General features: G+C 63.6%; 27 protein-coding genes and 1 tRNA gene. 15 read left to right on the top strand and 13 right to left on the bottom strand.

From position 1 onward, the window contains the following. The first annotated feature begins 114 nt into the window (after window positions 1-114). Window positions 115-2,244, top strand: a complete 2,130-nt coding sequence (locus tag HU729_RS18815; RefSeq protein ID WP_186711229.1) for a TonB-dependent siderophore receptor — start codon at window positions 115-117, stop codon at window positions 2,242-2,244. 119 nt (window positions 2,245-2,363) lie between these two features. Here the strand turns inward: HU729_RS18815 and HU729_RS18810 are convergent. Beyond that, window positions 2,364-2,453: transfer RNA gene (locus HU729_RS18810), tRNA-Ser, on the bottom strand. Between the two features lie 289 nt (window positions 2,454-2,742). On the opposite strand from HU729_RS18810, the gene HU729_RS18805 reads away from it, so the two are divergent. The 3 genes from HU729_RS18805 (at window position 2,743) to HU729_RS18795 (ending at window position 5,323) form a co-directional block, all read left to right on the top strand. Next, window positions 2,743-3,432, top strand: a complete 690-nt coding sequence (locus HU729_RS18805) for a crotonase/enoyl-CoA hydratase family protein (protein WP_054891971.1) — start codon at window positions 2,743-2,745, stop codon at window positions 3,430-3,432. 129 nt (window positions 3,433-3,561) lie between these two features. Beyond that, window positions 3,562-4,281, top strand: coding sequence for a lysophospholipid acyltransferase family protein (locus tag HU729_RS18800; protein WP_186711228.1), 720 nt, complete (start codon window positions 3,562-3,564; stop codon window positions 4,279-4,281). A gap of 70 nt (window positions 4,282-4,351) precedes the next feature. Next, entirely contained in the window at window positions 4,352-5,323 is a 972-nt protein-coding gene (locus tag HU729_RS18795) for a magnesium and cobalt transport protein CorA (protein WP_054891973.1), read from the top strand. Between the two features lie 80 nt (window positions 5,324-5,403). On the opposite strand, the gene HU729_RS18790 is transcribed toward HU729_RS18795, so the two are convergent. After that, on the bottom strand, window positions 5,404-6,138 hold the full coding sequence (locus HU729_RS18790) for an amidotransferase (RefSeq protein WP_186666542.1): 735 nt from the start codon (window positions 6,136-6,138) through the stop codon (window positions 5,404-5,406). Between the two features lie 527 nt (window positions 6,139-6,665). Here HU729_RS18790 and HU729_RS18785 point away from each other — a divergent pair. Then, window positions 6,666-7,466, top strand: coding sequence for a cytochrome c (locus HU729_RS18785; protein ID WP_186711227.1), 801 nt, complete (start codon window positions 6,666-6,668; stop codon window positions 7,464-7,466). Between the two features lie 37 nt (window positions 7,467-7,503). Here the strand turns inward: HU729_RS18785 and HU729_RS18780 are convergent, their stop codons facing one another. From HU729_RS18780 to HU729_RS18765, 4 genes are all read right to left on the bottom strand, one after another. After that, on the bottom strand, window positions 7,504-7,836 hold the full coding sequence (locus tag HU729_RS18780; protein WP_186666546.1) for a ribonuclease E inhibitor RraB: 333 nt from the start codon (window positions 7,834-7,836) through the stop codon (window positions 7,504-7,506). A gap of 183 nt (window positions 7,837-8,019) precedes the next feature. Next, the gene (locus HU729_RS18775; RefSeq protein ID WP_125931685.1) at window positions 8,020-8,256 is read right to left on the bottom strand and encodes a hypothetical protein; all 237 of its coding nucleotides are present in this window, start codon (window positions 8,254-8,256) and stop codon (window positions 8,020-8,022) included. Window positions 8,257-8,434: 178 nt separating this feature from the next. After that, a complete protein-coding gene (locus HU729_RS18770; RefSeq protein WP_186666547.1) occupies window positions 8,435-10,513 on the bottom strand; it encodes an LTA synthase family protein in 2,079 nt (692 codons plus the stop codon). Between the two features lie 151 nt (window positions 10,514-10,664). Beyond that, entirely contained in the window at window positions 10,665-10,856 is a 192-nt protein-coding gene (locus HU729_RS18765; protein ID WP_186711226.1) for a PLDc N-terminal domain-containing protein, read from the bottom strand. Between the two features lie 128 nt (window positions 10,857-10,984). On the opposite strand from HU729_RS18765, the gene HU729_RS18760 reads away from it, so the two are divergent. Continuing rightward, window positions 10,985-11,923 (top strand): ZIP family metal transporter, encoded by a 939-nt coding sequence (locus tag HU729_RS18760; protein ID WP_186666551.1) that lies wholly within the window; start codon window positions 10,985-10,987, stop codon window positions 11,921-11,923. A 57-nt stretch (window positions 11,924-11,980) separates the two neighbouring features. Here the strand turns inward: HU729_RS18760 and HU729_RS18755 are convergent, their stop codons facing one another. Both HU729_RS18755 and HU729_RS18750 read right to left on the bottom strand, forming a co-directional pair. Next, window positions 11,981-12,511, bottom strand: coding sequence for a hypothetical protein (locus HU729_RS18755; protein WP_186711225.1), 531 nt, complete (start codon window positions 12,509-12,511; stop codon window positions 11,981-11,983). 55 nt (window positions 12,512-12,566) lie between these two features. Next, entirely contained in the window at window positions 12,567-13,088 is a 522-nt protein-coding gene (locus HU729_RS18750; RefSeq protein ID WP_186711224.1) for an ankyrin repeat domain-containing protein, read from the bottom strand. A 268-nt stretch (window positions 13,089-13,356) separates the two neighbouring features. Between HU729_RS18750 and HU729_RS18745 the strand changes: the two genes are divergently transcribed. Beyond that, window positions 13,357-13,629 (top strand): DUF3509 domain-containing protein, encoded by a 273-nt coding sequence (locus tag HU729_RS18745; protein WP_186666558.1) that lies wholly within the window; start codon window positions 13,357-13,359, stop codon window positions 13,627-13,629. Between the two features lie 75 nt (window positions 13,630-13,704). Here the strand turns inward: HU729_RS18745 and HU729_RS18740 are convergent, their stop codons facing one another. The 3 genes from HU729_RS18740 to aroC all read right to left on the bottom strand — a co-directional run bounded on the left by HU729_RS18740 (window position 13,705) and on the right by aroC (window position 16,552). Then, a complete protein-coding gene (locus HU729_RS18740) occupies window positions 13,705-14,235 on the bottom strand; it encodes an oxidase (protein ID WP_186711223.1) in 531 nt (176 codons plus the stop codon). Further along, window positions 14,235-15,389: an MFS transporter gene (locus tag HU729_RS18735; RefSeq protein ID WP_186666560.1), complete on the bottom strand. Its 1,155-nt coding sequence runs from the start codon at window positions 15,387-15,389 to the stop codon at window positions 14,235-14,237. The genes HU729_RS18740 and HU729_RS18735 overlap by 1 nt, the downstream gene beginning before the upstream one ends. A 71-nt stretch (window positions 15,390-15,460) precedes the next feature. Then, window positions 15,461-16,552: a chorismate synthase gene (gene aroC / locus HU729_RS18730; protein WP_186711222.1), complete on the bottom strand. Its 1,092-nt coding sequence runs from the start codon at window positions 16,550-16,552 to the stop codon at window positions 15,461-15,463. Window positions 16,553-16,674: 122 nt separating this feature from the next. Here aroC and HU729_RS18725 point away from each other — a divergent pair, with 122 nt between their 5' ends. Together HU729_RS18725 and HU729_RS18720 are read left to right on the top strand one after the other, a co-directional pair. After that, window positions 16,675-17,646 (top strand): alpha/beta fold hydrolase, encoded by a 972-nt coding sequence (locus HU729_RS18725; protein ID WP_238348404.1) that lies wholly within the window; start codon window positions 16,675-16,677, stop codon window positions 17,644-17,646. Between the two features lie 140 nt (window positions 17,647-17,786). Further along, entirely contained in the window at window positions 17,787-18,569 is a 783-nt protein-coding gene (locus HU729_RS18720) for a hypothetical protein (RefSeq protein WP_186666562.1), read from the top strand. A gap of 36 nt (window positions 18,570-18,605) precedes the next feature. On the opposite strand, the gene prmB is transcribed toward HU729_RS18720, so the two are convergent. Beyond that, window positions 18,606-19,514 carry a 50S ribosomal protein L3 N(5)-glutamine methyltransferase gene (gene prmB / locus HU729_RS18715; RefSeq protein ID WP_065862117.1) on the bottom strand — a complete coding sequence of 303 codons (909 nt, stop codon included), beginning with the start codon at window positions 19,512-19,514 and terminating at the stop codon, window positions 18,606-18,608. 176 nt (window positions 19,515-19,690) lie between these two features. Here prmB and HU729_RS18710 point away from each other — a divergent pair, with 176 nt between their 5' ends. The 5 genes from HU729_RS18710 to HU729_RS18690 all read left to right on the top strand — a co-directional run bounded on the left by HU729_RS18710 (window position 19,691) and on the right by HU729_RS18690 (window position 22,376). Further along, window positions 19,691-20,281, top strand: coding sequence for a cysteine hydrolase family protein (locus HU729_RS18710; RefSeq protein ID WP_125931680.1), 591 nt, complete (start codon window positions 19,691-19,693; stop codon window positions 20,279-20,281). 80 nt (window positions 20,282-20,361) lie between these two features. Continuing rightward, on the top strand, window positions 20,362-20,682 hold the full coding sequence (locus HU729_RS18705) for a hypothetical protein (protein ID WP_186666563.1): 321 nt from the start codon (window positions 20,362-20,364) through the stop codon (window positions 20,680-20,682). A gap of 70 nt (window positions 20,683-20,752) precedes the next feature. After that, entirely contained in the window at window positions 20,753-21,313 is a 561-nt protein-coding gene (locus HU729_RS18700; protein ID WP_054891991.1) for a Smr/MutS family protein, read from the top strand. Window positions 21,314-21,382: 69 nt separating this feature from the next. Continuing rightward, window positions 21,383-21,928 carry a GTP cyclohydrolase I FolE gene (gene folE, locus HU729_RS18695; RefSeq protein ID WP_054891992.1) on the top strand — a complete coding sequence of 182 codons (546 nt, stop codon included), beginning with the start codon at window positions 21,383-21,385 and terminating at the stop codon, window positions 21,926-21,928. Between the two features lie 76 nt (window positions 21,929-22,004). Continuing rightward, complete coding sequence (locus HU729_RS18690) at window positions 22,005-22,376, top strand: glutaredoxin (RefSeq protein ID WP_186711216.1); 372 nt, start codon at window positions 22,005-22,007, stop codon at window positions 22,374-22,376. Between the two features lie 48 nt (window positions 22,377-22,424). On the opposite strand, the gene HU729_RS18685 is transcribed toward HU729_RS18690, so the two are convergent. Next, window positions 22,425-23,027, bottom strand: coding sequence for a glutathione S-transferase family protein (locus HU729_RS18685; RefSeq protein WP_186711214.1), 603 nt, complete (start codon window positions 23,025-23,027; stop codon window positions 22,425-22,427). 142 nt (window positions 23,028-23,169) lie between these two features. On the opposite strand from HU729_RS18685, the gene HU729_RS18680 reads away from it, so the two are divergent. Continuing rightward, window positions 23,170-24,360 (top strand): benzoate/H(+) symporter BenE family transporter, encoded by a 1,191-nt coding sequence (locus HU729_RS18680; RefSeq protein ID WP_186666568.1) that lies wholly within the window; start codon window positions 23,170-23,172, stop codon window positions 24,358-24,360. Window positions 24,361-24,409: the final 49 nt, after the last annotated feature.

Genomic DNA, 24,409 nt, shown 5'->3' with positions numbered 1-24,409 from the left:
AAAAGAACACCGCACAGCCCCTGACACCCCTGCTACCATTGCGCCCCCTTTGCCAACCGCCTCACCGACAATAGCCGGAGCATACCGGCGCGTCCGTTTTCCAAGGAGCCTTGCATGACCCCGCTTCGCCCCCGCCTGCCCCTCGGCCTGCTTGGCCTGGGCCTTGCGCTGCATGCTGGCCATGCTCTGGCCGATGAACGCGTGACCCTCGCCCCCTTGCAGGTCACCGAGCGCAGCGACGACGGCTATCAACCTGGTGAAGCCCAGGTCGGCGGCTGGCATGCCGCGCCACTGCTCGACACCCCGGCCTCGGTCAGCGTATTCAGCCGCCAGTTGCTCGACGACCGCCAGGTGCGCACGCTCAGCGAAGTGCTGCAAAGCGATGCCTCGGTCGGCGAAAGCTACGCCCCCATCGGCTACTACGAGAACTTCAACGTGCGCGGCTTCGAGCTCAATGCCGCCAGCAGCTACCGGATCAATGGCCAGACCATCGCCGGCGAGCAGAACGTGGCGCTGGAGAACAAGCAGCAGGTCGAATTGCTCAAGGGGCTGTCGGGGTTGCAGAGCGGCGTATCGGAGCCCGGCGGGCTGGTCAACTATGTGACCAAGCGCGCCGAGGACGTACGCAGTGTCACTGTCTCGACCAACGAGCAGGGCGAACGCTACCTGGCCACCGACCTCGGCGGCTGGTTCGGCAGCGAGAAACAGTTCGGCCTGCGCGCCAACCTCGCGCATGAAGACATCCGTTCCTACGTCGACCACGCCGACGGCAAGCGCGACTTCGCCTCGCTGGCATTCGACTGGCAGATCAACCCCGATGCCACCCTGCAACTCGATGCCGAGTACCAGCACCGCGAACAGCGCTCGGTGCCCGGCTACCAGCTGCTGGGCGGCACCCAGGTTCCCCACGGCATCGACCCGGACGACCGCCTGGCCTACCAGCATTGGGCCAAGCCTGTGACGAACGACTCGCTGAACCTGGGCGGGCGCTTCGAGTACCGTTTCGACGAAGCCTGGACCGGCGCCCTCAGCGCTTCGCGCAGCAAGGTGGTGATCGACGACTACAGTGCGTTCGCCTGGGGCTCCAGCGAGGGTGCGTTCTTCGGCAGCAATGGCGACTACGACATCTACGATTTCCGCAGCCCCGATGACACACGACGCATCGACGAACTGCAGGCCACCCTCGAAGGGCGCTTCGACGCCTTGGGCGTGCAGCACGAGCTGACGGTCGGCAGCAGCGCGCAGCGTCGGACCCTCGATCAGCGTCCGTACTACAACGAATGGTTGGGCAGCGGAAATATCTACACCGGTGCACCAGCGCTGGATCCGTCCGACAAACCGATCGGCCACAGCGAACGCCGCCTGGACAGCCGCCAGTACGGCCTGTTCGTCAGCGACCGCATCAGCTTCAACGAGCAATGGCAGACCGTACTCGGCGCCCGCGAAGTGCGCCTGGACGAAAAGACCTGGGACGAAACCGGTACACCGGATCGCCATACCCGCCAGTACCAGTTGCTGCCCAACGCCGCCCTGGTCTACAAACCGCAAGCGGACACCACGCTGTACGCCAGCTGGTCCAAAGGCCTGTCGGCGGGCGGCACCGCGCCTTGGTTCGCCAGCAATCGCTACGAAATCCTCGCTCCGACCCTGTCGCGCCAACTGGAAGTGGGCATCAAGCGCGACTGGAAAGGCATGAGCCTGAGCGCCGCGCTGTTCCAGATCCGCCAGGCCTACCAGTACGCCCGCCCACAGGACGGCACGGCCCCGATCTATGTGCAGCAAGGCCAACAGAAGAACACCGGCCTGGAGCTGGGCGCCAGCGGCTGGGTGACGTCCAACCTGCAACTGCACGCCAGCGCCGCCGCGATCCGCGCCCGGGTGCAGAACAGCGGCACCGACGTCTACGAGGGCCACCAGGCGATCAACGTGCCCCGCCTGCGCGCGGCGCTGCAGGCCGAATACAACCTCCCGGTGCCGGGCCTGGCACTGCTCGGCGGTGCACGCTACAGCGCCAGCAAGTACGCAAGCCAAGCGGGTAACGTCGAGGTGGGTGGCTACACGTTATTCGATATCGGCAGCCGCTACCGCACCCGCATCGGTGACTACGACACCGTGCTGCGCCTGACGGTCGACAACGTCTTCGACAAGCGCTACTGGCGTGACGTGGGGGACTATCTGGGGGACAACTATCTGTTCCAGGGGGCACCGCGCACGGCACGACTGTCGGCTTCGGTCAGTTTCTGAAGATATCGCCCGCCTGCGAGCACCGGTTGAGTCGGTAATCGCGGGCGAGCCAGCCAAGCCGGATTTCACGCAAACAAAAAACCCCTGAACCTTTCGATTCAGGGGTTTCTCGTGGAATGTGGCGGTGAAGAAGGGATTTGAACCCTTGATACGATTTCTCGTATACACACTTTCCAGGCGTGCTCCTTCGACCACTCGGACACTTCACCGGATCTCTTCAAGCTATTCAGCCTGTCGAGGCGCGCTAATTTAGTAGAAGACCCTTTCTTTGGCAAGCATTTTTTTCAGAATTTTCATGCGCTTAAGCCTCACCCCGGAAAAACCCGGCCAGCCAGGGCGATGCTGCCAATCTGGCCTGCGCTTTTTCCGCATTCCTGGCGCCTGCCCCGGCACCACACGGGGTCGGTGACGCAGGCTGACTGGCCAGTCAGCCTTGGCGCTTTACCTGGCCTGCGCCGCTGGGTAACGTCATCGCCACGCCACCCAAAGGACTCTGTCATGAGCGAGTTGATTACCTACCACGCCGAAGACGGCATCGCCACCCTGACCCTGAACAACGGCAAGGTCAACGCGATCTCGCCGGACGTCATCACCGCCTTCAACGCAGCACTGGACCGCGCCGAGGAAGAACGTGCCGTGGTGATCATCACCGGCCAGCCAGGCATTCTTTCCGGCGGCTACGATCTCAAGGTGATGACCGCCGGCCCCAAAGAGGCTATCGACCTGGTCACCGCCGGCTCCACCCTGGCCCGCCGCCTGCTCTCGCACCCTTTCCCGGTGATCGTCGCCTGCCCCGGCAATGCCGTGGCCAAAGGCGCGTTCCTGCTGCTGTCGGCCGACTACCGCATCGGTGTCGAAGGCCCGTACAAGATCTGCCTGAACGAGGTCCAGATCGGCATGACCATGCACCATGCCGGAATCGAACTGGCCCGCGACCGCCTGACCCGCTCGACCTTCCAGCGCTCGGTGAACAATGCCGAAGTGTTCGACCCGCACGGGGCGGTGGTGGCCGGGTTCCTCGACAAGGTGGTGCCGGCCGAGCAACTGCAGGAAACGGCGCTGAGCGCGGCGCGGGAGCTGAAGAAACTGAACATGCTGGCGCACAAGAACACCAAGCGCAAAGTGCGCAAGGCGCTGCTGGAGACGCTCGACAAGGCGATCGAGGCCGACAAGGGGCACATGGGCTGAAACCAGGCTTGCTGGAGCCGCCGCGCGCCGCTCCGGCAAGCCATGACGCGACCGGGCTCTGTTCGCCGGTTTGCCCTGACCAGTGCACGATCGTACACTGCGCCGCGACTGTCTGGTGTGAGCCGTATCATGCTCTATATGCTTCGCATGCTCCTTCTGGCGCTGCACTTCCTGCTGGTCGGCGCCGTCGGCCTGGTCATCGGCCTGTGCCGCCCCTTCAACCCCGATAACAGCCGCCTGTTCGCCCGCCTCTACAGCGTGCCGGCAGCCTGGTTCATGCGCATCCGGGTCAAGGCCGAAGTCGGCCCCTTGTGGGACCAGCCGCCCGGCTGCGTGATCGTTGCCAATCATCAATCCAACTACGACCTGTTCATCCTCGGCCAGGTGGTTCCACGGCGTACGGTCGCCATCGGCAAGAAGAGCCTGGGCTGGATTCCGTTGTTCGGCCAATTGTTCTGGCTCGGCGGCAACGTGCTGGTGGACCGCAAGAATGCCTACCAGGCGCGCAAGGCGATGCAACTGACCACACGGATCCTGCGCGATGACACCTCGATCTGGATCTTCCCCGAAGGCACGCGCAACCCGGCGGAACAGCTGCTGGCGTTCAAGAAAGGCGCGTTCCACATGGCAGTCGAGGCCGGCGTGCCGATCGTGCCGGTGTGCGTCAGCCGCTACTCCAGGCGCCTGAGCCTCAACAGCTGGCGACGGCGCACGGTGATCGTCCGCTCGTTGCCGCCGATCGCCACCCATGGCCTGGGCCAGCAGGACGTGCCCGCGCTGATGGAGCAATGCCGCCTGCAGATGCAGCAGTGCATCGACCGCATGGAGCGGGAATTGCCGCACGCCTGAGCCGCCAGCTTGCTCTGCGCCGCAGCACGGCCCAAGCTGTCGAGGTGTCCAACCGAAGAAGCAGGCAACCATGGGTCGAGTCGTCGCAGCGGCGGTGTACAGCGCCGGGAGAAAGGTCACCAACATCAGCCTGGATGAAGGCAGCGAATGGGCACGCAAGCCCGGGCACTTCGTCTGGATCGGCCTGGAAGAGCCCAACGCCCAGGAGCTGGCCAACCTGCAACGCCAGTTCGGCCTGCACGAACTGGCCATCGAGGACGCCCTCGAGAAACACAGCCGCCCCAAGCTCGAAACCTTCGGCGATGCGCTGTTCATCGTCACCTATTCGCCGGTGCGCCATGAGGGCAAGCTGGAGTTCATCGAGACCCACATTTTTGCGGGCAACGGCTACATCATCACCTGCCGCAACGGTCATTCGAAATCCTACGCCCTGGTGCGCCAACGCTGTGAAGCGCGGCCGCTGCTGCTCGAGCACGGCGAGGACTTCGTGCTCTACGCCCTGCTCGACTTCGTCACCGAAAACTACCAGCCCGTCAGCGAGGCGATCCATGGCGAGATCGAGGAGCTGGAGCAAAGCGTGCTCAGCGGCTCGCTGCAAGAGCAGGACATCCGCCGCCTGCACAGCTTGCGTCGCGACATCCTGCGGCTGCGCCGCTACGTGGCGCCGATGGTGGAGATCGGCGAAGAACTGCAGCGCCTGAGCTTCCCTTTCATCGACAAGAATATGCGCCCGTACTTTCGCGACGTGCAGATCCACGTCACACGGCAGATGGAAGACCTTGTCGGCATACGCGACATCGCCAGCCAGACCATCGAGATCGGCATGCTGCTGGAGTCGTCACGCCAGAGCATCGTGCAGCGCAAGTTCGCTGCCTGGGCGGCGATACTCGCCTTCCCCACGGCCATTGCCGGGATCTACGGGATGAACTTCCAGAACATGCCGGAGCTGGGCTGGCACTACGGCTATTTTGCGGTGCTGGGGGTGATCGGGGCGGGATGTGCGGGGCTGTACGCGAGCTTCAAGCGCTCGGGATGGTTGTAACCGGCTGAGTACCGGGTCGTTCTTTTCGCGGCGGTTCGGTGCCCCGACAACCCCGCGAAAAGAACGATGCAGTGGCAGGCTCAGGCAGCGCTCTGCTTGCCCTTGCGCGGTTGCTTGACGAACCGCATCATCCACTCGCCCACCAGATCGCCCTGGTGCTCGGTGGCAAGGCTCGCCACCGCCTTGTGATACACCTCATCCCCCAGAACGTCCTGACGCGCATCGAGCAGCGCACGGGAATAGTCGTGGACAAACTCCGGATGCCCCTGGAAGCACAGCACCTGGTCACCCACGTGATAGGCCGCATTCGGGCAGAAATCGCTGGAGGCGATCAGGGTCGCGCCTTCAGGCAACGCGGTCACCTGGTCCTGGTGGCTGATCAGCAGGGTCAGCTCGGTCACTTCAGGATCCATCCACGGCGCATGGGCCGCCAGGCTGTAGCGGTGGATACCCAGCCCCCAACCGCGGTCGGCGCGCTCGGCCTTGCCACCCAACACCAACGCCAGCAACTGGTGACCAAAACAGACACCCAGCAGCTTCTCGCCCCGCTCATAGAGCTTGAGCAGGTAGGCCTTGAGGGTCTGAATCCAGGGATCGGAACCGAACGAGTCGGCCTTGCTGCCGGTCACAAGGTAGGCATCGAAGGTTTCACCTTCGGGTGGGTACTCGCCGTTCATCACGTTGTAGACGCGAAACTCGGCGGCGATCGGCTGACGCGAGAACAGCTGCTCGAACATCCTTCCGTAGCCCTGGTACTGCGCGGTCAACTCCGGTCGCAGGACATCGGTTTCAAGGATGCAGATGCGTAACGACATAGGGATAGTCCTGAACGACATGTGGTGGAATCTGATGTAGAGACTGACGCGAAAGACACGTACAAGCAAGAGGTGTGCACTGACGAACGGTCACCTTGCAGGCCCTGCCCGCGCAGCCTCCACGATGTGTCTAGTCAGAGCATGCCAGCTAAATGGCCAGTGGCCTCATAACGTTCGGAAATGCCTGCTGTCACGCTTAGAACAAAGGGTTCTCAAACAGGCCCGGTGTTCGCCCTACTGTTGGGTGTAGATATCCACGCAAGAGGCACGCAAGGCCTGCGTTTCATACGCCACAGTGATCGACCCGACGCAAGACAAGGAAGCCAAAGGCTATTCAGGAATAACAACAAGAAGGCGGTCCGCCATGTTCAGACAATCGAAAGTACGCCAAGCCGGACTCATACTCTTCGCCACCACGTTGCTGCTGATCCTGCCGAACCTGACACGCTTGTTCGGCTGACGGCAGCGGTGGCATTCACAGGCTGCGCAGGAGTAATCTGCCGACCTTTCAGGGTTGGAGATCGTTCATGCGTCATTGCCTGAGTTTGCTGTTGCTGCTGGTCAGCCTGCCGCTGGCAGCCGCGCAATTGACGCTGGAGCTGGGTAACGGTCAACGCCAATGGCAATCCGAGCAATTGCTCGAACACCCGCAGGCGCGTGCTATCGACATCCCCCAGGATGTCGCCTACAAACGCCCCATGCATTACCGCGCCGTGCCACTGGCCACCCTGCTCGAAGGAGTGAAGCCGGGCGATCACCTGCAAGCGGTGGCACTGGATGGCTTTGCCGCGGAGATGCCCGCTGCGCAGTTGCTGCAGGAAGGTCCGGCACGGGCCTGGGTGGCGGTGGAAGATCCGCGCCAGCCGTGGCCAGCGCTGGCCCAGGACAAACCCGGTGCCGGCCCTTTCTACCTGGTCTGGACCAACCCGCAAGCCAGCGGCATCCGTCCCGAGCAATGGCCCTACCAGATCGCCAGCATCCGCCGCCTGGCGCCGGTCGCCGAGCGTTTCCCTGCCCTGCTGCCTGCGCCCGAACTCCCCGCGCAAGACCCGATACGCCAGGGTTTTGCACTGTTCCAGCAGAACTGCCTGGCCTGTCATCGCCTCAACGGTGCGGGGGATGCCCAGTTCGGACCAGACCTGAACCTGCCGCACAATCCCACCGAGTACTTCCAGCCGGGTTACCTGCGCCTGTACATTCGCGACCCGCAGAGCCTCAGGCAGTGGCCGCAGGCTCGCATGCCGGGGTTCTCGAAGGATGTGTTGAGCGAGCAGGAGCTCGATGCGCTGATCGCCTACCTCGGGCACATGGCCAAGCGGCGACCTTGAGAGGAATGCGCGGGGCCGCAATGCAGCCCCGAACGCGTCAGGCGATGGGTCTTTCCTGTTTGACGCCCCAGCCCTCGACCTCTCCTCCCAGCGGTGAGATCACCGCCTCGAAGGCCTCCTCGAAAGCCCCGATCCCTCGGTAGGTGGCGTACATGACCTTGCTTAGTTCCAGGTGCCAGGCGCCGTCATCGCGCTCGCGTACCTGGGCATTGATCGACTCCCCGCGGAATTGCCCCGCGGCCCGGCGTGCCCCGACTTCGTCTGGAAAAGTGGCATAGAACTCGATGGGATGGATCTGGGTGAAGTCGAAACCACCCGCTTTCATCTGGCGAAGCACGCTGCTGCTGATGTCTTCGTTCTGGCTGCTCATGAAACGTCCTCCTGAAAAACCCAAGGGATAGACTTTCCGTGCACTACGCACCTGCCGGCAGCCCGCAAGGGGCCTGGCAGTTCGAGCTGATGCAAGACGCGAATGAAAACGGCGTAGACCCGCAGAAGACCAACGCCTCTGTCCAGCGTAGTGCGGATGACGGCACCTTGCCAGTTGCCCCGTTCAGGGCGCTTCGTGAATGGTGGTGATGATCACGCCGTTCTGCTCCTTGAGCCACAGCGCGGTAGGGGAAGGCTTTCGGTCCTGGAAATCGTTGAGGTCCAGTTCATCCATGAGCGGAAACAGCTTGGAGCGGATGGCCCGCGCCGCATCCTCTTCACTGGGCAGATGCTCGCTTTTGAGCAGCAGGGACTGCGGTACACCTTTCTGATCAGCAAAGATGACTTCCCACTCTTTCATTGATCGACCCTCTTGGAAGCACAACGGTCAGTGATATCCGTACTTAGCTGACCATACACAAAGGCTGATGTTCAGAGTGGCTGAGAGATGGAGATGAAGATTTCTTCAGCAAGCGATGACAGAGGCCGCAAATGAAAAAGCCCGCCATCATCGGCGGGCTTCTGCACACGGGTAGCCGTTACTCAGGCTTGCCGTGAACCACACCGGCGGTGTTGTCCAGCAGACTCTTGGTCGCGGTCTGGATATAGGCCTCGAGCTTCTTGAGCATTTCCGGCTGGTCCGGACTTTCGATCAGTTCGGCCTTGAACTCACGCCCCAGCTGGTAGCGATACATCCGTGGCGTCATGTCCTTGGACTCGATGAGGATGTGATCACCCTGCACCAGGCCAACGATCTGCTCGCTGCCCGATGGCTTGATCATGCCTACGCCCTGGTCACCGGCCGGCAGGTTGAGCAGGTCACGACCCCAGCACTGGTGACGGGTGTCGCCACCCAGGCGCCCCATGATGGTCGGCACGATATCGACCTGGGTGCCAACGGTATGGTTGACCGCACCGAACTTGTCCTGGATACCCGGGGCGATCAGCAGCAGCGGCACGTTGAAACGGCCCAGATCCAGCTCGGTGACCTGTTGGTGGTTACCGAAACCGTGGTCGCCGACGATCACGAACAGGGTCTCCTTGAAGTAGGGCTCCTTGCGCGCCTTCTCGAAGAACTGCCCCAACGCCCAGTCGGAGTAACGCATGGCGGTCAGGTGCTCATCCAGGCGGCCTTGGCCGGTGACCTTCTCCACCGGCAGGTCCTTGGGCAAGGCGTACGGGGTGTGGTTGGAGAGGGTCTGGAGCAAGGCGTAGAACGGTTTCTTGCCGTAGTTGTGGGCCAGCTCCTGATTGGCACGGTCGAACATGTCCTGGTCCGAAACACCCCAGGTCGGGTCGGAGAACACCGGATTGACGAAGTCGTTGCGGCCGATGAAGGTGGTCATGCCCTGGTTGCCGAAGAACCCGGACTGGTTGTCCCAGGCGAAGTCGCCGTTGTAGACGTAGACATCATCGTAGTCGCGGGCGCTGAGCAGTGCCGGCAGGCCCGAGAGCTTGTGTCCGCCCTCTGGGGTCTGCATCAGGTACTCGAAGCCCGGCAGGTTGGGGAAGCACGCCATGGTGGCGAACATGCCCTGGTGGGTGTGGGTACCGTTGGAGAAGAAGCGGTCGAACAACAGCCCCTCCTTGGCCAGCTTGTCGAAGTACGGGGTGATGTTGTTCGGGCTGCCCAGGGCGCCCACCGAGTGACCGGCGAAGCTCTCCATGAGGATCACCACCACGTTCTTGATCGGCAAGGTGTTGCCGGCCGGCGGCACGAAGTCTCGGCGGATGGCCGCCTGGTCGGCATCGACCAGCGTGTCGTTGGGGGTCAGCAGCAGGTCACGCACACTTTGCTGGGCGACTCCGGTTTCCAGTACCGGTTTCCAGATATTGGCGCGGTCTTCACCGAAGCGGCTCTTGGCGGCGTCGATCAGCGTCAAGGTGCCGTTCAGGCCCAGCTGGTTGACGAAGTTGGAGTCGGTGGTGAAGGCATCACCCCAGCGCATGGGTGGGCCCTGGCGCAGGGTGCCGCGGGCGGCGACCACCGCCACCACCAGGATGACCATGAACACCGCCAGGCGGGCGTACCAGGGTGCGACACGGCGCTGAGCGACGATCTGGCCGCTGCCCTGGCCACCACGGGTCAGGCGGTCGATACCCTTGAACAGCAGGCTCAGCAGCCAGGTGCCGAACAGCCACGCCAGCAGGTAGCGAACCACCGGGAAGCCGTACCAGAGCATGCTCATGACGGTCTTGGGGTCTTCCTTGATGTACTGGAAGACCAGGCCATTCAGGCGCTGGTGAAATTCACGGTAGAAATCCAGCTCCATCAGGCCAAGGAACATCACGACGCTGGAGCTGACGGTCAACCAGAAACGGAACAAGCCGCGCCGCGCCATGGCCCAGGGGCTGTTAAGGGCCAGCAGTAGCGGAATGCTCAGGTACACCACCACCCGCAGGTCGAAGCGCAGGCCGTTGAGGAAGCCTTCGGCCACCGTGGAGTACGGGGTGTCGCCGATCATGTCGCTGTTGTAGATCAGCAGCGCCAGGCGCACCAGGCTGAGCATCAGCATGATCAGCAGGCCGCTGAGCAAGGTGTAGGCGAGGTGCGATTTGAGGGTCGGCGAGAACGGTGCCGACGCGGCCCGTTGCTTCAAGGCATCCGTGTTAGCCATGAATGGGAAGATCCTAGGATTTCGGGGTTGGGAAAGGCGCTGACGCGGCCTCGCAGTCCTGTGCCGGACAATCGCCGGCAAGGGCCTATACATTAAATGTGCGGCGCGGAGTTTGGTTAATGCCGTGTGAAAATTTTGTCACGATGAACGGTCAGAGGCGCACGTTACCCCGTGGCCCTGCAATTGCCCAGATGATCAGGCCCAGCACCGGCAACAGCAAGATGAGCAGAATCCACAGGATCTTGATGCCTACCTCGCTGCCACTTTTCAGCACGTTGATGATCGCCCAGATATCCAGGGCAAGAATGATCAGCCCGACCAGGCCGTTGAAGGTAGATCCCATGCTGCAGCTCCTGCGTGAACGTTCCTGTGGCTGAGCATAGTCCGCTATCGGCGCGATAGAAGGGAATCCTTGGCCGGGCTGGCAGGTCACTGGATAGACTGCTGTCATCCATCGCTTTCGAGGTTCCCATGCCACCCGCCCACAGCCACAGCGCCGCCCCTCCTTCACTCATCCATGCCTGGCGCCAGCAAGCGCTGAGTACCCCCTGGCTCAGTGCAGGCCTTGGCTTGAGCCTGCTGGCGATCGTCTTCCTGCTGCTGGCCAGCCTGTGGAATGCCGTCAACGGCGATCATTCGCAGAACCTGCACCTGGCGGTGCTGGGTGGGCTGTCGGGCTTCGGCGCCACGGCCCTGGGCGCGGTGCTGGCCGTGGTGCTGCGCGATGTCAGTGCGCGCAGCCAGGATGTGATGCTGGGTTTCGCTGCCGGCATGATGCTCGCCGCCAGCTCGTTCTCGCTGATCCTGCCGGGTCTGGATGCCGCACGGGAAATCACCGGCAACGGCCCCGCCGCTGCGGGCGTCGTCGTGCTGGGCATGGGCCTGGGCGTGCTGCTGATGCTCGGCCTGGACCGCTTCACCCCACACGAGCACGAGAGCACTGGCCCTTGTGGGCCGGACGCTGAACGAATCAGCCGGGTGTGGCTGTTCGTGCTCGCCATCACCCTGCACAACCTGCCCGAGGGCATGGCCATCGGCGTGAGTTTCACCAACGGTGACATGAGCATCGGCCTGCCGCTGACCAGCGCCATCGCGATCCAGGACATTCCCGAAGGCCTGGCCGTGGCCATGGCCCTGCGCGCCACAGGACTGTCGAACTTCAAGGCCGCGCTGGTGGCGATCGGCTCTGGCCTGATGGAGCCGCTGGGGGCAGTGATAGGCCTGGGCATCTCCACCGGCTTCGCCCTCGCCTACCCGATCAGCATGGGCCTGGCAGCGGGCGCGATGATCTTCGTCGTGTCGCACGAGGTGATTCCGGAAACCCATCGCAACGGTCACCAGACCTCGGCAACCCTGGGCCTGATGGGCGGCTTTGCGGTGATGATGTTCCTCGACACCGCGCTGGGCTGATCTACAGGAGCCCCATGGGGGCGGCGTTCGCCGCCCCTGCAACACACAATCACAGCGTCAGACGTGCACGGCGACCTTCAAGGCCTCCAACGCCGGTTCCACCTTGATGCCCAACTCGGCGCTCAGCTCCAGCGCGCGCGCCAGGTCCTGCTGACCGACCATCACCATCTGCAGCTCGTCATCGAGCAACTGGCTGAAGTTCAGCAGCACATAGCCGCCCGCTTCCTTGTTCAGTGCACCCATCTGCACCTGGATGCGGTTGAGCGCGGTCAGCGGCTCGGTGCGCGCCAGTTGCTTGGGCTTGAGGGTGAATGGCACGCTCTTGTCGAACGAATCGGTGATCGCCTGGAACAGGTCCTGGTAGCTGTCGGCCTGGAACACCACGGTGTCCGGCAGACTGCCGAGCACTACCCATTCGCCCAGTGGGATCGGGAAACTGTCGTCGTAGTTGATGTCTGGATTGGCCGCAAGAAAAGCGGCAGGGTCGGCGTAGGCCTGGGCGGCCTCGTCGGCGATACGCTCGATGTCAGCCTCGCGCAGGCAACCGGCGCCGATGAGGCTGATGAATTCGAGCAACTGGTTTTTCATGGGGGGCCCTGCTTGGCGATTGGCGAAAAAGGCGCCAAGGATACCCCCCGAGGTGTCAGCCTGCCAGCGCCTGCAGGCGAGCGGCTGCTTCGCTGGCACCCATGGTCTGCGCTGCGACCAGTGCGGTGGCGCCACGTGCATCCTGGCGCGCCGGATCAGCGCCCTGGGCCAGGAGATAGACGAGGATTTCGCTGCGGTTGAACATCGCTGCCAGCATCAATGCCGTACGGCCATCGCCCGCCGCCGCGTCCACCGGCACCCCGTGTTCGATGAACAACCGGATCATCGCCAGGTCGCCCTTGAAGGCTGCACCGGCTATCGGCAACTGACCATTGTCGTTGGCGATCATGGGGTCCGCGCCATGGGCCAGCAGCACTTTCACCGCCTCGTGATGACCGTGGTAGCTCGCCAGCATCAGCAAGGTGTCGCCCTTGTGGTTGCGCAGGTTGGCCGGCAGGCCACCGTCCAGCAGACGCTCGAGCATGGTGGCATCGCCACGACGGGCGCGCTCGAACACTTCTTCGGCGAAGGCTGCGGATTCTTCTTCGGTCATGGCGGTGGGCTGTTGGTCGGACATCTGGAACCTCCTGGCAAGTGTGATGGCCCAATTTTGTGTCAGGCCATCGTCGAGCGGCAAAGGTTCAGATTCTATGGGACCGAGAGGCAGGCTCTATGACCTTGCAAAATGCACTGTGCAAAATGCACGACCATGCACAATGCACGGCAGGCGACTCCTTGAATTAACCTAAATTGTTGTTTTTAAAGGATTTTATTTTTACTTAAGGCCTGGCACGGTCACTGCAACCATCAACTCACGTCTGCAAACCTACACGTCAGGAGTTGATATGGACCTCATCCAGGAAAAATTCGTCTCGGTCTTCGCGGCCTATCAGGTCGACACCAAGTCCCGTCCGGACGGCGGCATCCTGCTGACCCTGCGCGCCGCCGACGGCACCGTGACTCGCCGCGTGCTGTCCTATGCGCAACTGCACAGCGCCGAACAGCTGTCCTGGGCCATCAGCGCCATTCGCCGCGACCTGGCCGAGCAGGCCAGCGAGCTGCCGGTGATCTCCATGCTGCAGAGCCAGCAACGTTTCGCCCTGCCAACCTATCGTTGACAGTGCCGCCCGTTTCGCGGGGCAATCCTCCTTCCACGAAGGGATTCTGTGGGAAGAGGATTGCCCCGCGATCTATTACAGCTCGCTCATCCCCACAAACTGTCGTGCCTGCTCGTCGCCAGTCATGGTGATGCCCTGCTCGTTGCCGAACAAGCGCAAGGCCAGACAGAACGGTGTATCGCCCAGGTCGATCCAGCGACGGGTCTGCGCAGGCACAACCAGCACATCGCCCTTCTCGCACAGCAGCGCAAACACCTGCTCACCCAGGCGCAGGCTGATCTGGCCTCGCCCGCTCACCACGGCAAATACCTCGACGGCGTCATGCGCGTGCTCATCACGCAGATCGACCTCGGCCAGCTGATCGCCGTCGCGGTTCAGCAGCATCAATCCCTTGCAACCGTGCGCGGTCATCAGTGTGTCGATCAAGCCAGCGGCCTCTTCGCGCACCTGTGCCTCGGCGCTGCCCGGACGAATACGCAGTCCGTGCTCGTGTCGTGCAAATTGCACGCCCTGCTCGGCCAGGGTAGCGGCAATGTCTTCATGGTGGGTCAGCACCTTGTGCGCCAGCTGCGGGCTGCTGGAATGAAAAACGCTGAGAATGCTCATCAGGGGCTGTTCCTGGTCTGTTGCGAACGAAGGGCAATGATAACGGCTGCAGCCAGCGCTGCGACGCTGGCCATACCAAAGGTGAACTGCGGGCCGAGCAGTTTCCAGCTATAGCCCGAATAGAGCGCGCCCAGCGCGCCACCGGTGCCGGACAGCGCCGCATACAGCGCCTGGCCCTGCCCCTGCTGGCGTGCGCCGAAGCTGGACTGGACGAAGGCGATGGAGGCGGCGTGGAAGCAACCGAAGGTGGCTGCATGCAGCAACTGGGCGAGGATCAGCACTGCCGGGATATCGGCAAGGCTGCCCAGCAGCAGCCAGCGCAACGAGGCCAGCAAGAAGCTCACCAACAGCACACTGCGCACCGGGAAGCGCGCGAAGATCCGGCTCATCAGCATGAACATCAGCACCTCGGCGACCACCCCGAGCGCCCACAGCAGGCCGATGGCGCCGCGGCTGTAGCCCAGGTGTTCCAGGTGCAGGGTCAGGAAGGTGTAGTACGGACCGTGGCTGAGCTGCATCAGCGCCACGCAGATATAGAACGCCAGCACTCCCGGTGCCGCCAACTGCTTGAGAAAGCCCCCCGCCGCGCGCCGTTCGGCATGCTCGACAGGCTGGGCATTGGGCACCCACAGGCTGGCGATGACGATGCCGGCCATGATGCTGACCATCGCCAGCGGGTAGACGTCCAGGCTCAACCATTCGAACAACCGCCCCAACCCGACCACAGTGAGGATGAAACCGATCGAACCCCATAGCCGGACCTGGCTGTAGCGCGAGGTCTGTCCATGCAGGTGCGCCAGGGTGATCACTTCGAACTGCGGCAGCACCGCATGCCAGAAGAACGCGTGCAGGGCCATGACCAGCGCCAGCCAGGCGTAGCTCTTGGCGAAGAAGATCAGGGAAAAGGTCGCCAGCGTGCACAACGCTCCCAGGCGCACGATCAGCAGGCGCCGCCCGCTGCGATCACCCAGCCAGCCCCACAGGTTGGGAGCGATGCAACGCATGAGCATGGGGATCGCCACCAGCTCGCCGATGCGTGCCGGGGGAAAACCCAGGTGATCGAAGTACAGGGCCAGGAAAGGTGCGGTGGCACCGAGCAAGGCGAAGTAGCAGAGGTAGAAGCTGGACAGACGCCAGTAGGGGATGGGGTGCATGGGTGGGCCTTGTGGGGACCTTTACCGGCCTCTTCGCGGGCACGTCCGCGAAGAGGCCGGGTCTGGCTGAATCAGAGCTGGCCCAGCACCGGGGTGTCGACCTTCACATCGGCATTCTGCGCACGCTGGCGCAGCAGGTGGTCCATCAGCACGATGGCCATCATCGCCTCGGCGATCGGCGTGGCGCGAATGCCCACGCACGGGTCATGACGGCCCTTGGTGACGACGTCGACCGGGTTGCCATCGACGTCGATCGAGCGGCCCGGCACGGTAATGCTCGAAGTGGGCTTGAGCGCCAGATGGGCAACGATCGGCTGACCCGACGAAATACCGCCGAGGATGCCGCCGGCGTTATTGCTGAGGAAGCCTTCCGGGGTGAGCTCGTCGCGGTGCTCGCTGCCGCGCTGGGCGATGCTGGCGAACCCTGCGCCGATCTCCACGCCCTTGACCGCGTTGATGCTCATCAGCGCGTGGGCCAGTTCGGCGTCGAGGCGGTCGAAGATCGGCTCGCCCAGGCCCGGCATCACGCCCTCGGCGACCACGGTGATCTTCGCGCCGACCGAATCCTGGTCGCGGCGCAGTTGGTCCATGTACGCCTCAAGCTCAGGGACCTTGTCCGGGTCGGGGCTGAAGAAGGCGTTCTGCTCGACGCTGTCCCAGGTCTTTAAGGGGATTTCGATCGGGCCCAACTGGCTCATGTAGCCGCGCACGCGAATGCCCTGGGTGGCCAGGAACTTCTTGGCGATGGCACCGGCGGCCACGCGCATGGCGGTTTCCCGCGCCGAGCTGCGGCCACCGCCACGGTAATCGCGGATGCCGTACTTGTGGTGGTAGGTGTAGTCGGCGTGGGCCGGGCGGAACAGGTCCTTGATCGCCGAGTAGTCCTTGGACTTCTGGTCGGTGTTGCGGATCAGCAGACCAATCGAGCAACCGGTGGTGCGACCTTCGAACACCCCGGAGAGGATTTCGACTTCGTCGGCTTCCTGGCGCTGGGTGGTGTGCCGGCTGGTACCGGGCTTGCGACGATCCAGGTCGTGCTGCAGGTCGGCCAGCGAGATTTCCAGGCCCGGCGGGCAGCCGTCGACGATGGCGACCAGCGCGGGGCCATGGCTTTCGCCTGCGGTGGTGACGGTGAACAGCTTGCCGTAGGTATTGCCGGACATGGACGCTCCGCGAAAATCAGCCTGAACTTGAAAGAGGCCGCCAGTATACGGAAAGCCGCAGCTTTGCGAAAAAAATCGCGAGAACCTTCGTTCGCGCTCCAGGTCCAACCGAACATCTCCCCATGCAGTATCCGAAGATGCGCATCGTCGCCCTGCTCTTGCTGTTCTGCGCAAGCCTGGCCCAGGCCGCCGCCCCTACCGTGCTCAAGCATCCCATCGACCTGGACACTGGTCATGGCGTGCTGCACGGCAGCCTGCTGCTGCCGCTGCAGGATACCCCGCCGCCGGTGGCGCTGATCATCGCCGGCTCCGGCCCGACCGACCGCGATGGCAACAACCCGGCATCCGGGCGCATCGACAACCTAAAGCGCCTGGCCCAACTGCTCGCCAACGAGCACATCGCCAGCGTGCGCTACGACAAGCGCGGGGTCGCCGCCAGCCAGCCCGCAGCGCCCGACGAACGCGACCTGAGCGTCGAAGGCTATGTCGCCGATGTCATGGCCTGGGCGCACAAGCTGCAAGCCGACCCACGCTTCGGCCCGGTGATCCTGATCGGCCACAGCGAAGGCGCGCTGATCGCCAGCCTCGCCGCCAATGAGGCCGGCGCCAGCGCGGTGATCACCCTGGCCGGCAGCGGCCGCCCCATCGCCGACGTGCTGCGTGAACAACTGGCCCAGCGGCTGTCTGCGGCGCAACTGGCCCGCGGCAACAGCCTGCTCGACCGCCTCCAGGCCGGCCAGACCAGCCTGGATGTGCCCACGCCCTTGCGCGAGGTGTTTCGACCTACGGTGCAGCCCTACCTGATCTCACTGTTCCGCCAGGACCCGGCCACGGCCTTCTCGCGTCTGCAGGTGCCGGCGCTGATCGTCCAGGGCCGCAATGACGTACAGGTCGAGGTCGACGACGCCAAGCGCCTGAAAGCCGCCAAGCCGGACGCGGAATTGGTGCTGATCGACGGCATGAACCATATGCTGCGCATCAGCCCGCGGGCGATGAGCGAGCAACGCGACAGTTACAGCAATCCTGACCTGCCCCTGGCTCATGAGCTGGGCGAGCGGATCGTCGCCTTCATCCACCGCTTGCAGTCCGCCTGACACTTTTACCCCTCAGGTCTTGCCCGGTGCTGCCGATAACGCATGGCAAGAGGCGGTGATGCCAAAGAGCCTTATCGCGCAGCGACCGTTGCGCGCCCGCGCATGGCATCAACCGGCCCGTGCACTTGAGGATTGCCCTGATGACCGATGCCCCCGCCGCCGAGGCGACCGAAGAACAACCCCCAGAGAGCGCACCGCTGCCCTGGGCCGACCTGGCCGCTGAACACTTTCAACTGCTGCGCCTGGCGCCGCTGCCCACCGATCGCAACAGCGGCGCGCGACCGCTGCGCTTCGTGCAATTCGGCTACGCCGAGCGCCACGACAAGGCCAACAGCCTGCTGCGCATGGAAATCCTGCTGCCAGGCCAGAAGGTACGCAAGGAGCAGAACCGCCTCGACGTGCGGGTCGACCATGAACACCGTGTGGTGCGCATCGGCGACGAAGCCGGCCTGCAACTGGAACCACTCAACCGTGGGCTGGGCCGTTACTTGCTGGCCCAGGCCGTACAATGGCTGCAGCGCAAGTGGTCGCACTATCAGGTCGAGGGCATGGCCCTGCCGAGCAAGGATGCCCTCAACGAAGACTCGCGCCTGCGCCGCGACCATGTGCTGCGCAGCGTAGGGCTGGAAGTGGAATATGCCGACGGCCAGATGCTCAAGGCCCGAACCGTCGAGACCCCGGTTGGCCAGCTCAAGAGCCTCTGGAGCAGCGAGAAGGTGCAGCGCGTCGACATGCTCGAAGCGGCGACCATGCTGCAGCAGGCCGAGCAGAAACTGCAGGAGAAGGAAGCGCAACTGCGCGAGCGTGACGAGCGTGTGGCCAAGTACCGCCGCGAGGACAGCGGCCTGCGCTTCACCATCACCTGCCTGGTGGCCTTTGCGGTGTTCCAGGCCGGCCTGCTGATCTGGATCGCCACCCGCTGACGCCGGATCGCGGGGGCCTGCCCCGCGACCGAAGCCTCATACTCGCGAAGCAAACAGCTCCTGGTGGTCCCGGCACTGTTGCGCCGTGAGCATGAACACGCCGTGGCCACCGCGCTCGAACTCCAGCCAGGCGAAGTCCACCTCCGGGTAGAGGGCTTCGACATGCACCTGGCTGTTGCCCACCTCGACGATCAACAAGCCCTTCTCGGTCAGGTGATCAGCGGCTTCGGCAAGCATGCGTCGCACCAGGTCCAGACCGTCGTTGCCACAGGCCAGGCCAAGCTCCGGCTCGTGGTGGTATTCGGTGGGCATGTCGGCGAAATCCTCGGCGTCGACATAAGGCGGATTGGACAGGATCAGGTCGAAACGCTGCCCAGGCAGCCCGGCGAAACCATCGCCCTGCACGGTGAACACCCGCTGGTCGAGGCCGTGGCGCTCGATATTCTGATTGGCCACTTCGAGTGCGTCGAAGGACAGGTCGGCCAGTACCACCTCGGCCTCCTGGAACACATCGGCGGCAACGATACCGATGCAGCCGGAGCCGGTGCACAGGTCGAGGATCCGCGCCGGCTCGCTGGCCAGCCACGGCTCAAAGCGCTTCTCGATCAATTCGCCGATCGGGGAGCGCGGTATCAGTACGCGTTCGTCGACGATGAACGACATGCCACAGAACCACGCCTCGCCCAGCAGGTAGGCGGTCGGCACCCGCTCCTCGATGCGTCGCTTGAGCAAGTGCTGCAGGCGCACCCGCTCGTCATCCTCCAGCTGGCAGTCCAGGTAGCTGTCGGCCACCTCCCAGGGCAAGTGCACGGCACCGAGCACCAGCAGGCGGGCCTCGTCCCAGGCGTTGTCGGCGCCATGGCCGAAGAACAGCTCGTGCTCATGGAAGCGGCTGACCGCCCAGCGGATGTGGTCGCGCAGGGTGCGCAGGCGGGATGTGATCACGGAGTACTCCTTTTCAGACTGTGCGAAAGTCTAACAGTCCCCCGGCTGAAATGTTCCACCGGTTCCCGTTCGGATAGCCACAGGCCAGTAATCATGCCGTCTGCGTTGTCAACCATTCACATTGGCGCCGAGGCAAGGGAGAATAGAGGGATAAAAGCCCTTCCAAGGAGCCCTTGATGTCCGTTCCAACCACGATGTTCCGCCTCACCGGCCGCGACTACCCGCCGGCCAGGCTGAGCCAAGCCAGCCTGATCGTCATCGACGCGCAAAAGGAGTACCTGAGCGGTCCGCTGGCGCTGTCGGGCATGGACGAGGCCGTGGCGAACATTGCCAAGTTGCTCGAGGCTGCCCGCAAGGCCGGCCGTCCGATCATCCATGTCCGCCACCTCGGCACCGTCGGTGGCCGCTTCGACCCACAGGGGCCGGCCGGCGAATTCATTCCGGGCCTCGAGCCGCAAGGCGATGAAATCGTCATCGAGAAGCGCATGCCCAACGCCTTCAAGAACACCAAGCTGCACGAGACGCTGCAGGAGCTCGGCCACCTGGACCTGATCGTCTGCGGTTTCATGAGCCACTCCAGCGTCAGCACCACGGTGCGCCGCGCCAAGGACTATGGTTATCGCTGCACTCTGGTGGAAGACGCCTCGGCCACCCGTGACCTGGCGCTCAAGGATACGGTCATCCCGGCCGCGCAGATCCACCAGTGCGAGATGGCCGTGATGGCCGACAACTTTGCCTGTGTCGCCCCGACCGCCAGCCTGATCTGACTGCGCAACCGCCCGGCAGCCGGGCGGAACCCGAAGGGCGAGCACAGGTCTGATTCCGGATACCTACAGAGGAACACGGAATGAAGCTCAAAGGCAGTTTCGATGCCAGGCGCCTGCGCCCGCACGAGCCGGGCAACTGGGGCGCGCGCCTGGCTGCCGGCCTGTCCGCCCTGCTCGCCACCTTGGGCATTCTCCTGGCCATGGCCGGTATCGCCGGGCTGCTGGGCAACTACCAGGCCCTGGCCGAACTCAACGCCAACCGTCCCTTGTCGGCCATCCTCGCTGTGGTCGGGCTGCTGATGCTGTACCTGGGAGTGCGCTTCTGGCGGCGCAGCCGCATTCGCCTGCGCCGTGGACGGGAGCTGAACCTGTCGCCGCACTTGATGAAAAAGCATGATTGAGCGTTGGCCGCAGCGGTGCTGACGACGCGTGGGCGATCGCGTAGAATACGCCGCCCACGTGGAGGCACACATGCAAGACGACGACTTTTCCCTCTTCCGCAGCGAGGTGCGGGGCGTCAAGCCCATCGCGCACGACCGCGCCGAAGTCGGCAAGCCCAAGGCTGACCGCAAGCAATTGGCCGGCCTGCGCCAGGCTGCGACCGTGCGCAGCGACCAGCCGCTGGTAGTCGATGGCATGTCGGACCAGTTCGTCATCGACGTTGGCGCCGAAGACGAGCTGATGTGGCGCCGCGACGGCGTGCAGGAAAGCCAGATCCGCAAGCTCAAGCTCGGCCAGATCGCCTTCGAGGGCAGCCTCGACCTGCACGGCATGACCGTTGAACGCGCGCGCGAAACGCTGTGGGACTTCATCGCCGAAGCCACCAAGCTGGAAGTGCGCTGCGTGCGGGTCACCCATGGCAAGGCTGCGCGTATCGACGGCAAGCGCCCGATGATCAAGAGCCACGTCAACACCTGGCTGCGCCAGCACCCGCAGGTGCTCGGTTTCGTCTCTTGTCAGGCCCGTCATGGCGGCACCGGCGCCTTGTACGTGATGCTCAAGCGGACCATGCTCGACGGTCGCGACGAATGACATCATGCTTGCAGCGCCGCGTTTGCCGCCGTAACCTTCGTTTTTGCGTTTTTTCCCACAGGTAGATCCATGTCCCTGGAACAGAACTACACCGAGATCCTCAGCCAGATCGGCGAGGACGTCTCCCGTGAGGGCCTGCTCGACACGCCCAAGCGGGCCGCAAAGGCCATGAAGTACCTTTGCCGCGGTTATGAACAAACCCTGGAAGAAGTCACCAACGGTGCGCTGTTCACTTCGGACAACAGCGAGATGGTGCTGGTCCGGGACATCGAGCTCTATTCGATGTGCGAACACCACATGCTGCCGTTCATCGGCAAGGCCCATGTGGCCTACCTGCCCAAGGGCAAGGTGCTGGGGCTGTCCAAGGTGGCACGGATCGTCGACATGTACGCACGTCGCCTGCAGATCCAGGAAAACCTCAGCCGCCAGATCGCCGAGGCCGTGGAGAAGGTTACCGGCGCCGCAGGCGTTGCGGTGGTCATCGAAGCCAAGCACATGTGCATGATGATGCGCGGCGTCGAGAAACAGAACTCGAGCATGATCACTTCGGTGATGCTTGGCGAGTTCCGCGAGAACGCCGCCACCCGCAGTGAATTCCTCAGCCTGATCAAGTGATCGGACTCTGCGCGAAGCCGACCCCTCGGGGTCGGCTTTTTATTTTCCGTTGTGCACCACAGATCAGGAGTTGCCCATGATCGTCAAAGCCCTGCGAGTCGGCCTCGGCCAGCTCATCGTGTTCGGCGACTGGATCAGCCGCCCGGCCAAACGCAAGCGCGACGCCGCCGCCCAGGTCCAGGTCGAGCAGCAGGCCAAGGGGCTGGCGCTGTACCAGTTCCACGCCTGCCCGTTCTGCGTCAAGACCCGCCGTGCCCTGCACCGCCTCAACGTGCCGGTGGCACTGCGCGATGCGAAGAACGACCCGCAACACCGCCAGGCGCTGCAGGAAGGCGGCGGCCGGGTAAAGGTGCCGTGCCTGCGTATCGAAGAGGACGGCAAGGTGACCTGGATGTATGAATCCAAGGACATCATCGGCTATCTGGAAAAGCGCTTCGGGTCGGTCTGAGCCTGGCCTGCAGCGGCCGCCACAAGGGCTGCGCCGCTGCCAGGCCGATCAATCCACCATCGGCACATGCCGCGGATGGCTGGCAACCCGCTCCAGCCAGGCCCTCACCCCCGGATACTCGGCCAGGTCGAATCCACCCTGCTGCGCCACGTGGGTGTAGGCATACAACGCCACATCAGCGATCGAATACTGCTCGCCCACCAGGTACGGCGTCATCTGCAACTGACGCTCCATCACCTTGAGGGCCTTGTAGCCACCCTTGTGCAACTTGCGATATTCCTCGAGGCGCTCGTCCGGCAACCCCAGGTAGAACTGGATGAAACGCGCCACGGCGATGTAAGGCTCATGGCTGTACTGTTCGAAGAACTGCCATTGCAGCACCTGGGTGCGCAAGCGCGGCTCGGCCGGCAGGAACTCGCTGCCATCGGCGAGGAAGTTGAGGATCGCGTTGGATTCCCACAGGCAAGTACCGTCTTCGAGCTCCAGCACCGGTACCTTGCCATTGGGGTTTCTGGCCAGAAACTCGGGGGTCTCGGTTTCGCCTTTGAGAATGTCCACCGAGTGCCACTCATATGGGCGCCCCAGAAGATTCAGCATCAACTTGATCTTGTAGCAGTTGCCCGACTGGTAATCCCCATAAACCTTGTACATCGCCCCTCCCCTCCTGTGCAGTTGCAGGTCAGCGCCCAATAGTTGGGGACTGTACGGCTAAAAGCAATGACTGCTGTATGGCAAGCTTCCGATTCGCCCGCGTTAATCTGAAAAAACTGCTTACATGAACAAGGAATGCCCCATGACCGACGCCACTTCCACGCGTCTGCGCCCACTGGCGGACAGCGCCCCATCAGCGGTGGTCGCCGGTTTCATCGCCATGCTGACCGGCTATACCAGCTCCCTGGTGCTGATGTTCCAGGCTGGCCAGGCCGCCGGGTTGACCACCGCGCAGATTTCCTCGTGGATATGGGCCCTGTCGATCGGCATGGCGGTGTGCAGCATCGGCCTGTCACTGCGCTACCGCACCCCGATCACCGTGGCCTGGTCGACGCCGGGCGCAGCGTTGCTGATCACCAGCCTTGGCGGTGTCAGCTATGGCGAAGCCATCGGCGCTTACATCACCTGCGCCGTGCTGGTGCTGGTCTGCGGCTTGACCGGCAGTTTCGAGCGCCTGGTGCGGCGTATTCCGGCGTCGCTGGCGTCGGCCTTGCTGGCTGGGATCCTGTTCAAGATCGGCAGCGAAATCTTCGTCGCCGCCCAGCATCGCACTCTGCTGGTACTGGGCATGTTCTTCAGCTACCTGCTGGTCAAGCGCCTGTCGCCGCGCTATTGCGTGCTGGCCGCGCTGGTGGTCGGCACGACGCTGTCCGGCATGCTGGGGCTGCTGGACTTCAGCCACTTCAATCTGGAGGTGGCAAAACCGGTCTGGACCACGCCGAGCTTCTCGTTGGCAGCGACCATCAGCATCGGCATCCCGCTGTTCGTGGTGGCGATGACCTCGCAGAACATGCCCGGCGTTGCCGTGCTGCGCGCCGACGGCTACCAGGTGCCGGCCTCGCCGCTGATCTCGGCGACCGGTTTCGCCTCGCTGCTGCTGGCACCCTTCGGTTCGCACGGGGTCAACCTGGCAGCCATCAGCGCGGCGATCTGCACCGGCCCGCATGCCCATGAAGACCCGGCCAAGCGCTATACCGCGGCGCTCTGGTGTGGAATCTTCTATGGCATCGCCGGGGTGTTCGGCGCGACCTTGGCGGCGCTGTTCGCGGCGCTGCCAAAGGAGCTGGTGCTGTCGATCGCGGCGCTGGCGCTGTTCGGCTCGATCATGAACGGGTTGACCGTGGCGATGAGCGAGGCACGGGAGCGTGAGGCGGCGCTGATCACCTTCATGGTGACGGCCTCGGGGCTGACGCTGTTCTCGATCGGCTCGGCGTTCTGGGGGATCGTGGCGGGGGTGATTACCTTGCTGATACTGAGTCCGCGCAAGGGGTAAAGGTTATTGGTTGCCTGTACCGACCTCTTCGCGGGCAAGTCGCAGCGGC

The organism is Pseudomonas sp. RW10S2 (genome assembly GCF_014268985.1).
Lineage (GTDB): Bacteria > Pseudomonadota > Gammaproteobacteria > Pseudomonadales > Pseudomonadaceae > Aquipseudomonas > Aquipseudomonas wayambapalatensis.
Note: the sequence above shows the minus strand (reverse complement) of the source record. Positions and strands in the feature narration are given on the sequence as shown.

Coding starts and splice junctions, on each gene's coding strand:
- HU729_RS18815 (WP_186711229.1), top strand. CDS start 115: ATGACCCCGCTTCGCCCCCGCCTGCCCCTCGGCCTGCTTGGCCTGGGC.
- HU729_RS18805 (WP_054891971.1), top strand. CDS start 2,743: ATGAGCGAGTTGATTACCTACCACGCCGAAGACGGCATCGCCACCCTG.
- HU729_RS18800 (WP_186711228.1), top strand. CDS start 3,562: ATGCTCTATATGCTTCGCATGCTCCTTCTGGCGCTGCACTTCCTGCTG.
- HU729_RS18795 (WP_054891973.1), top strand. CDS start 4,352: ATGGGTCGAGTCGTCGCAGCGGCGGTGTACAGCGCCGGGAGAAAGGTC.
- HU729_RS18790 (WP_186666542.1), bottom strand. CDS start 6,138: ATGTCGTTACGCATCTGCATCCTTGAAACCGATGTCCTGCGACCGGAG.
- HU729_RS18785 (WP_186711227.1), top strand. CDS start 6,666: ATGCGTCATTGCCTGAGTTTGCTGTTGCTGCTGGTCAGCCTGCCGCTG.
- HU729_RS18780 (WP_186666546.1), bottom strand. CDS start 7,836: ATGAGCAGCCAGAACGAAGACATCAGCAGCAGCGTGCTTCGCCAGATG.
- HU729_RS18775 (WP_125931685.1), bottom strand. CDS start 8,256: ATGAAAGAGTGGGAAGTCATCTTTGCTGATCAGAAAGGTGTACCGCAG.
- HU729_RS18770 (WP_186666547.1), bottom strand. CDS start 10,513: ATGGCTAACACGGATGCCTTGAAGCAACGGGCCGCGTCGGCACCGTTC.
- HU729_RS18765 (WP_186711226.1), bottom strand. CDS start 10,856: ATGGGATCTACCTTCAACGGCCTGGTCGGGCTGATCATTCTTGCCCTG.
- HU729_RS18760 (WP_186666551.1), top strand. CDS start 10,985: ATGCCACCCGCCCACAGCCACAGCGCCGCCCCTCCTTCACTCATCCAT.
- HU729_RS18755 (WP_186711225.1), bottom strand. CDS start 12,511: ATGAAAAACCAGTTGCTCGAATTCATCAGCCTCATCGGCGCCGGTTGC.
- HU729_RS18750 (WP_186711224.1), bottom strand. CDS start 13,088: ATGTCCGACCAACAGCCCACCGCCATGACCGAAGAAGAATCCGCAGCC.
- HU729_RS18745 (WP_186666558.1), top strand. CDS start 13,357: ATGGACCTCATCCAGGAAAAATTCGTCTCGGTCTTCGCGGCCTATCAG.
- HU729_RS18740 (WP_186711223.1), bottom strand. CDS start 14,235: ATGAGCATTCTCAGCGTTTTTCATTCCAGCAGCCCGCAGCTGGCGCAC.
- HU729_RS18735 (WP_186666560.1), bottom strand. CDS start 15,389: ATGCACCCCATCCCCTACTGGCGTCTGTCCAGCTTCTACCTCTGCTAC.
- aroC (WP_186711222.1), bottom strand. CDS start 16,552: ATGTCCGGCAATACCTACGGCAAGCTGTTCACCGTCACCACCGCAGGC.
- HU729_RS18725 (WP_238348404.1), top strand. CDS start 16,675: ATGCAGTATCCGAAGATGCGCATCGTCGCCCTGCTCTTGCTGTTCTGC.
- HU729_RS18720 (WP_186666562.1), top strand. CDS start 17,787: ATGACCGATGCCCCCGCCGCCGAGGCGACCGAAGAACAACCCCCAGAG.
- HU729_RS18710 (WP_125931680.1), top strand. CDS start 19,691: ATGTCCGTTCCAACCACGATGTTCCGCCTCACCGGCCGCGACTACCCG.
- HU729_RS18705 (WP_186666563.1), top strand. CDS start 20,362: ATGAAGCTCAAAGGCAGTTTCGATGCCAGGCGCCTGCGCCCGCACGAG.
- HU729_RS18700 (WP_054891991.1), top strand. CDS start 20,753: ATGCAAGACGACGACTTTTCCCTCTTCCGCAGCGAGGTGCGGGGCGTC.
- folE (WP_054891992.1), top strand. CDS start 21,383: ATGTCCCTGGAACAGAACTACACCGAGATCCTCAGCCAGATCGGCGAG.
- HU729_RS18690 (WP_186711216.1), top strand. CDS start 22,005: ATGATCGTCAAAGCCCTGCGAGTCGGCCTCGGCCAGCTCATCGTGTTC.
- HU729_RS18685 (WP_186711214.1), bottom strand. CDS start 23,027: ATGTACAAGGTTTATGGGGATTACCAGTCGGGCAACTGCTACAAGATC.
- HU729_RS18680 (WP_186666568.1), top strand. CDS start 23,170: ATGACCGACGCCACTTCCACGCGTCTGCGCCCACTGGCGGACAGCGCC.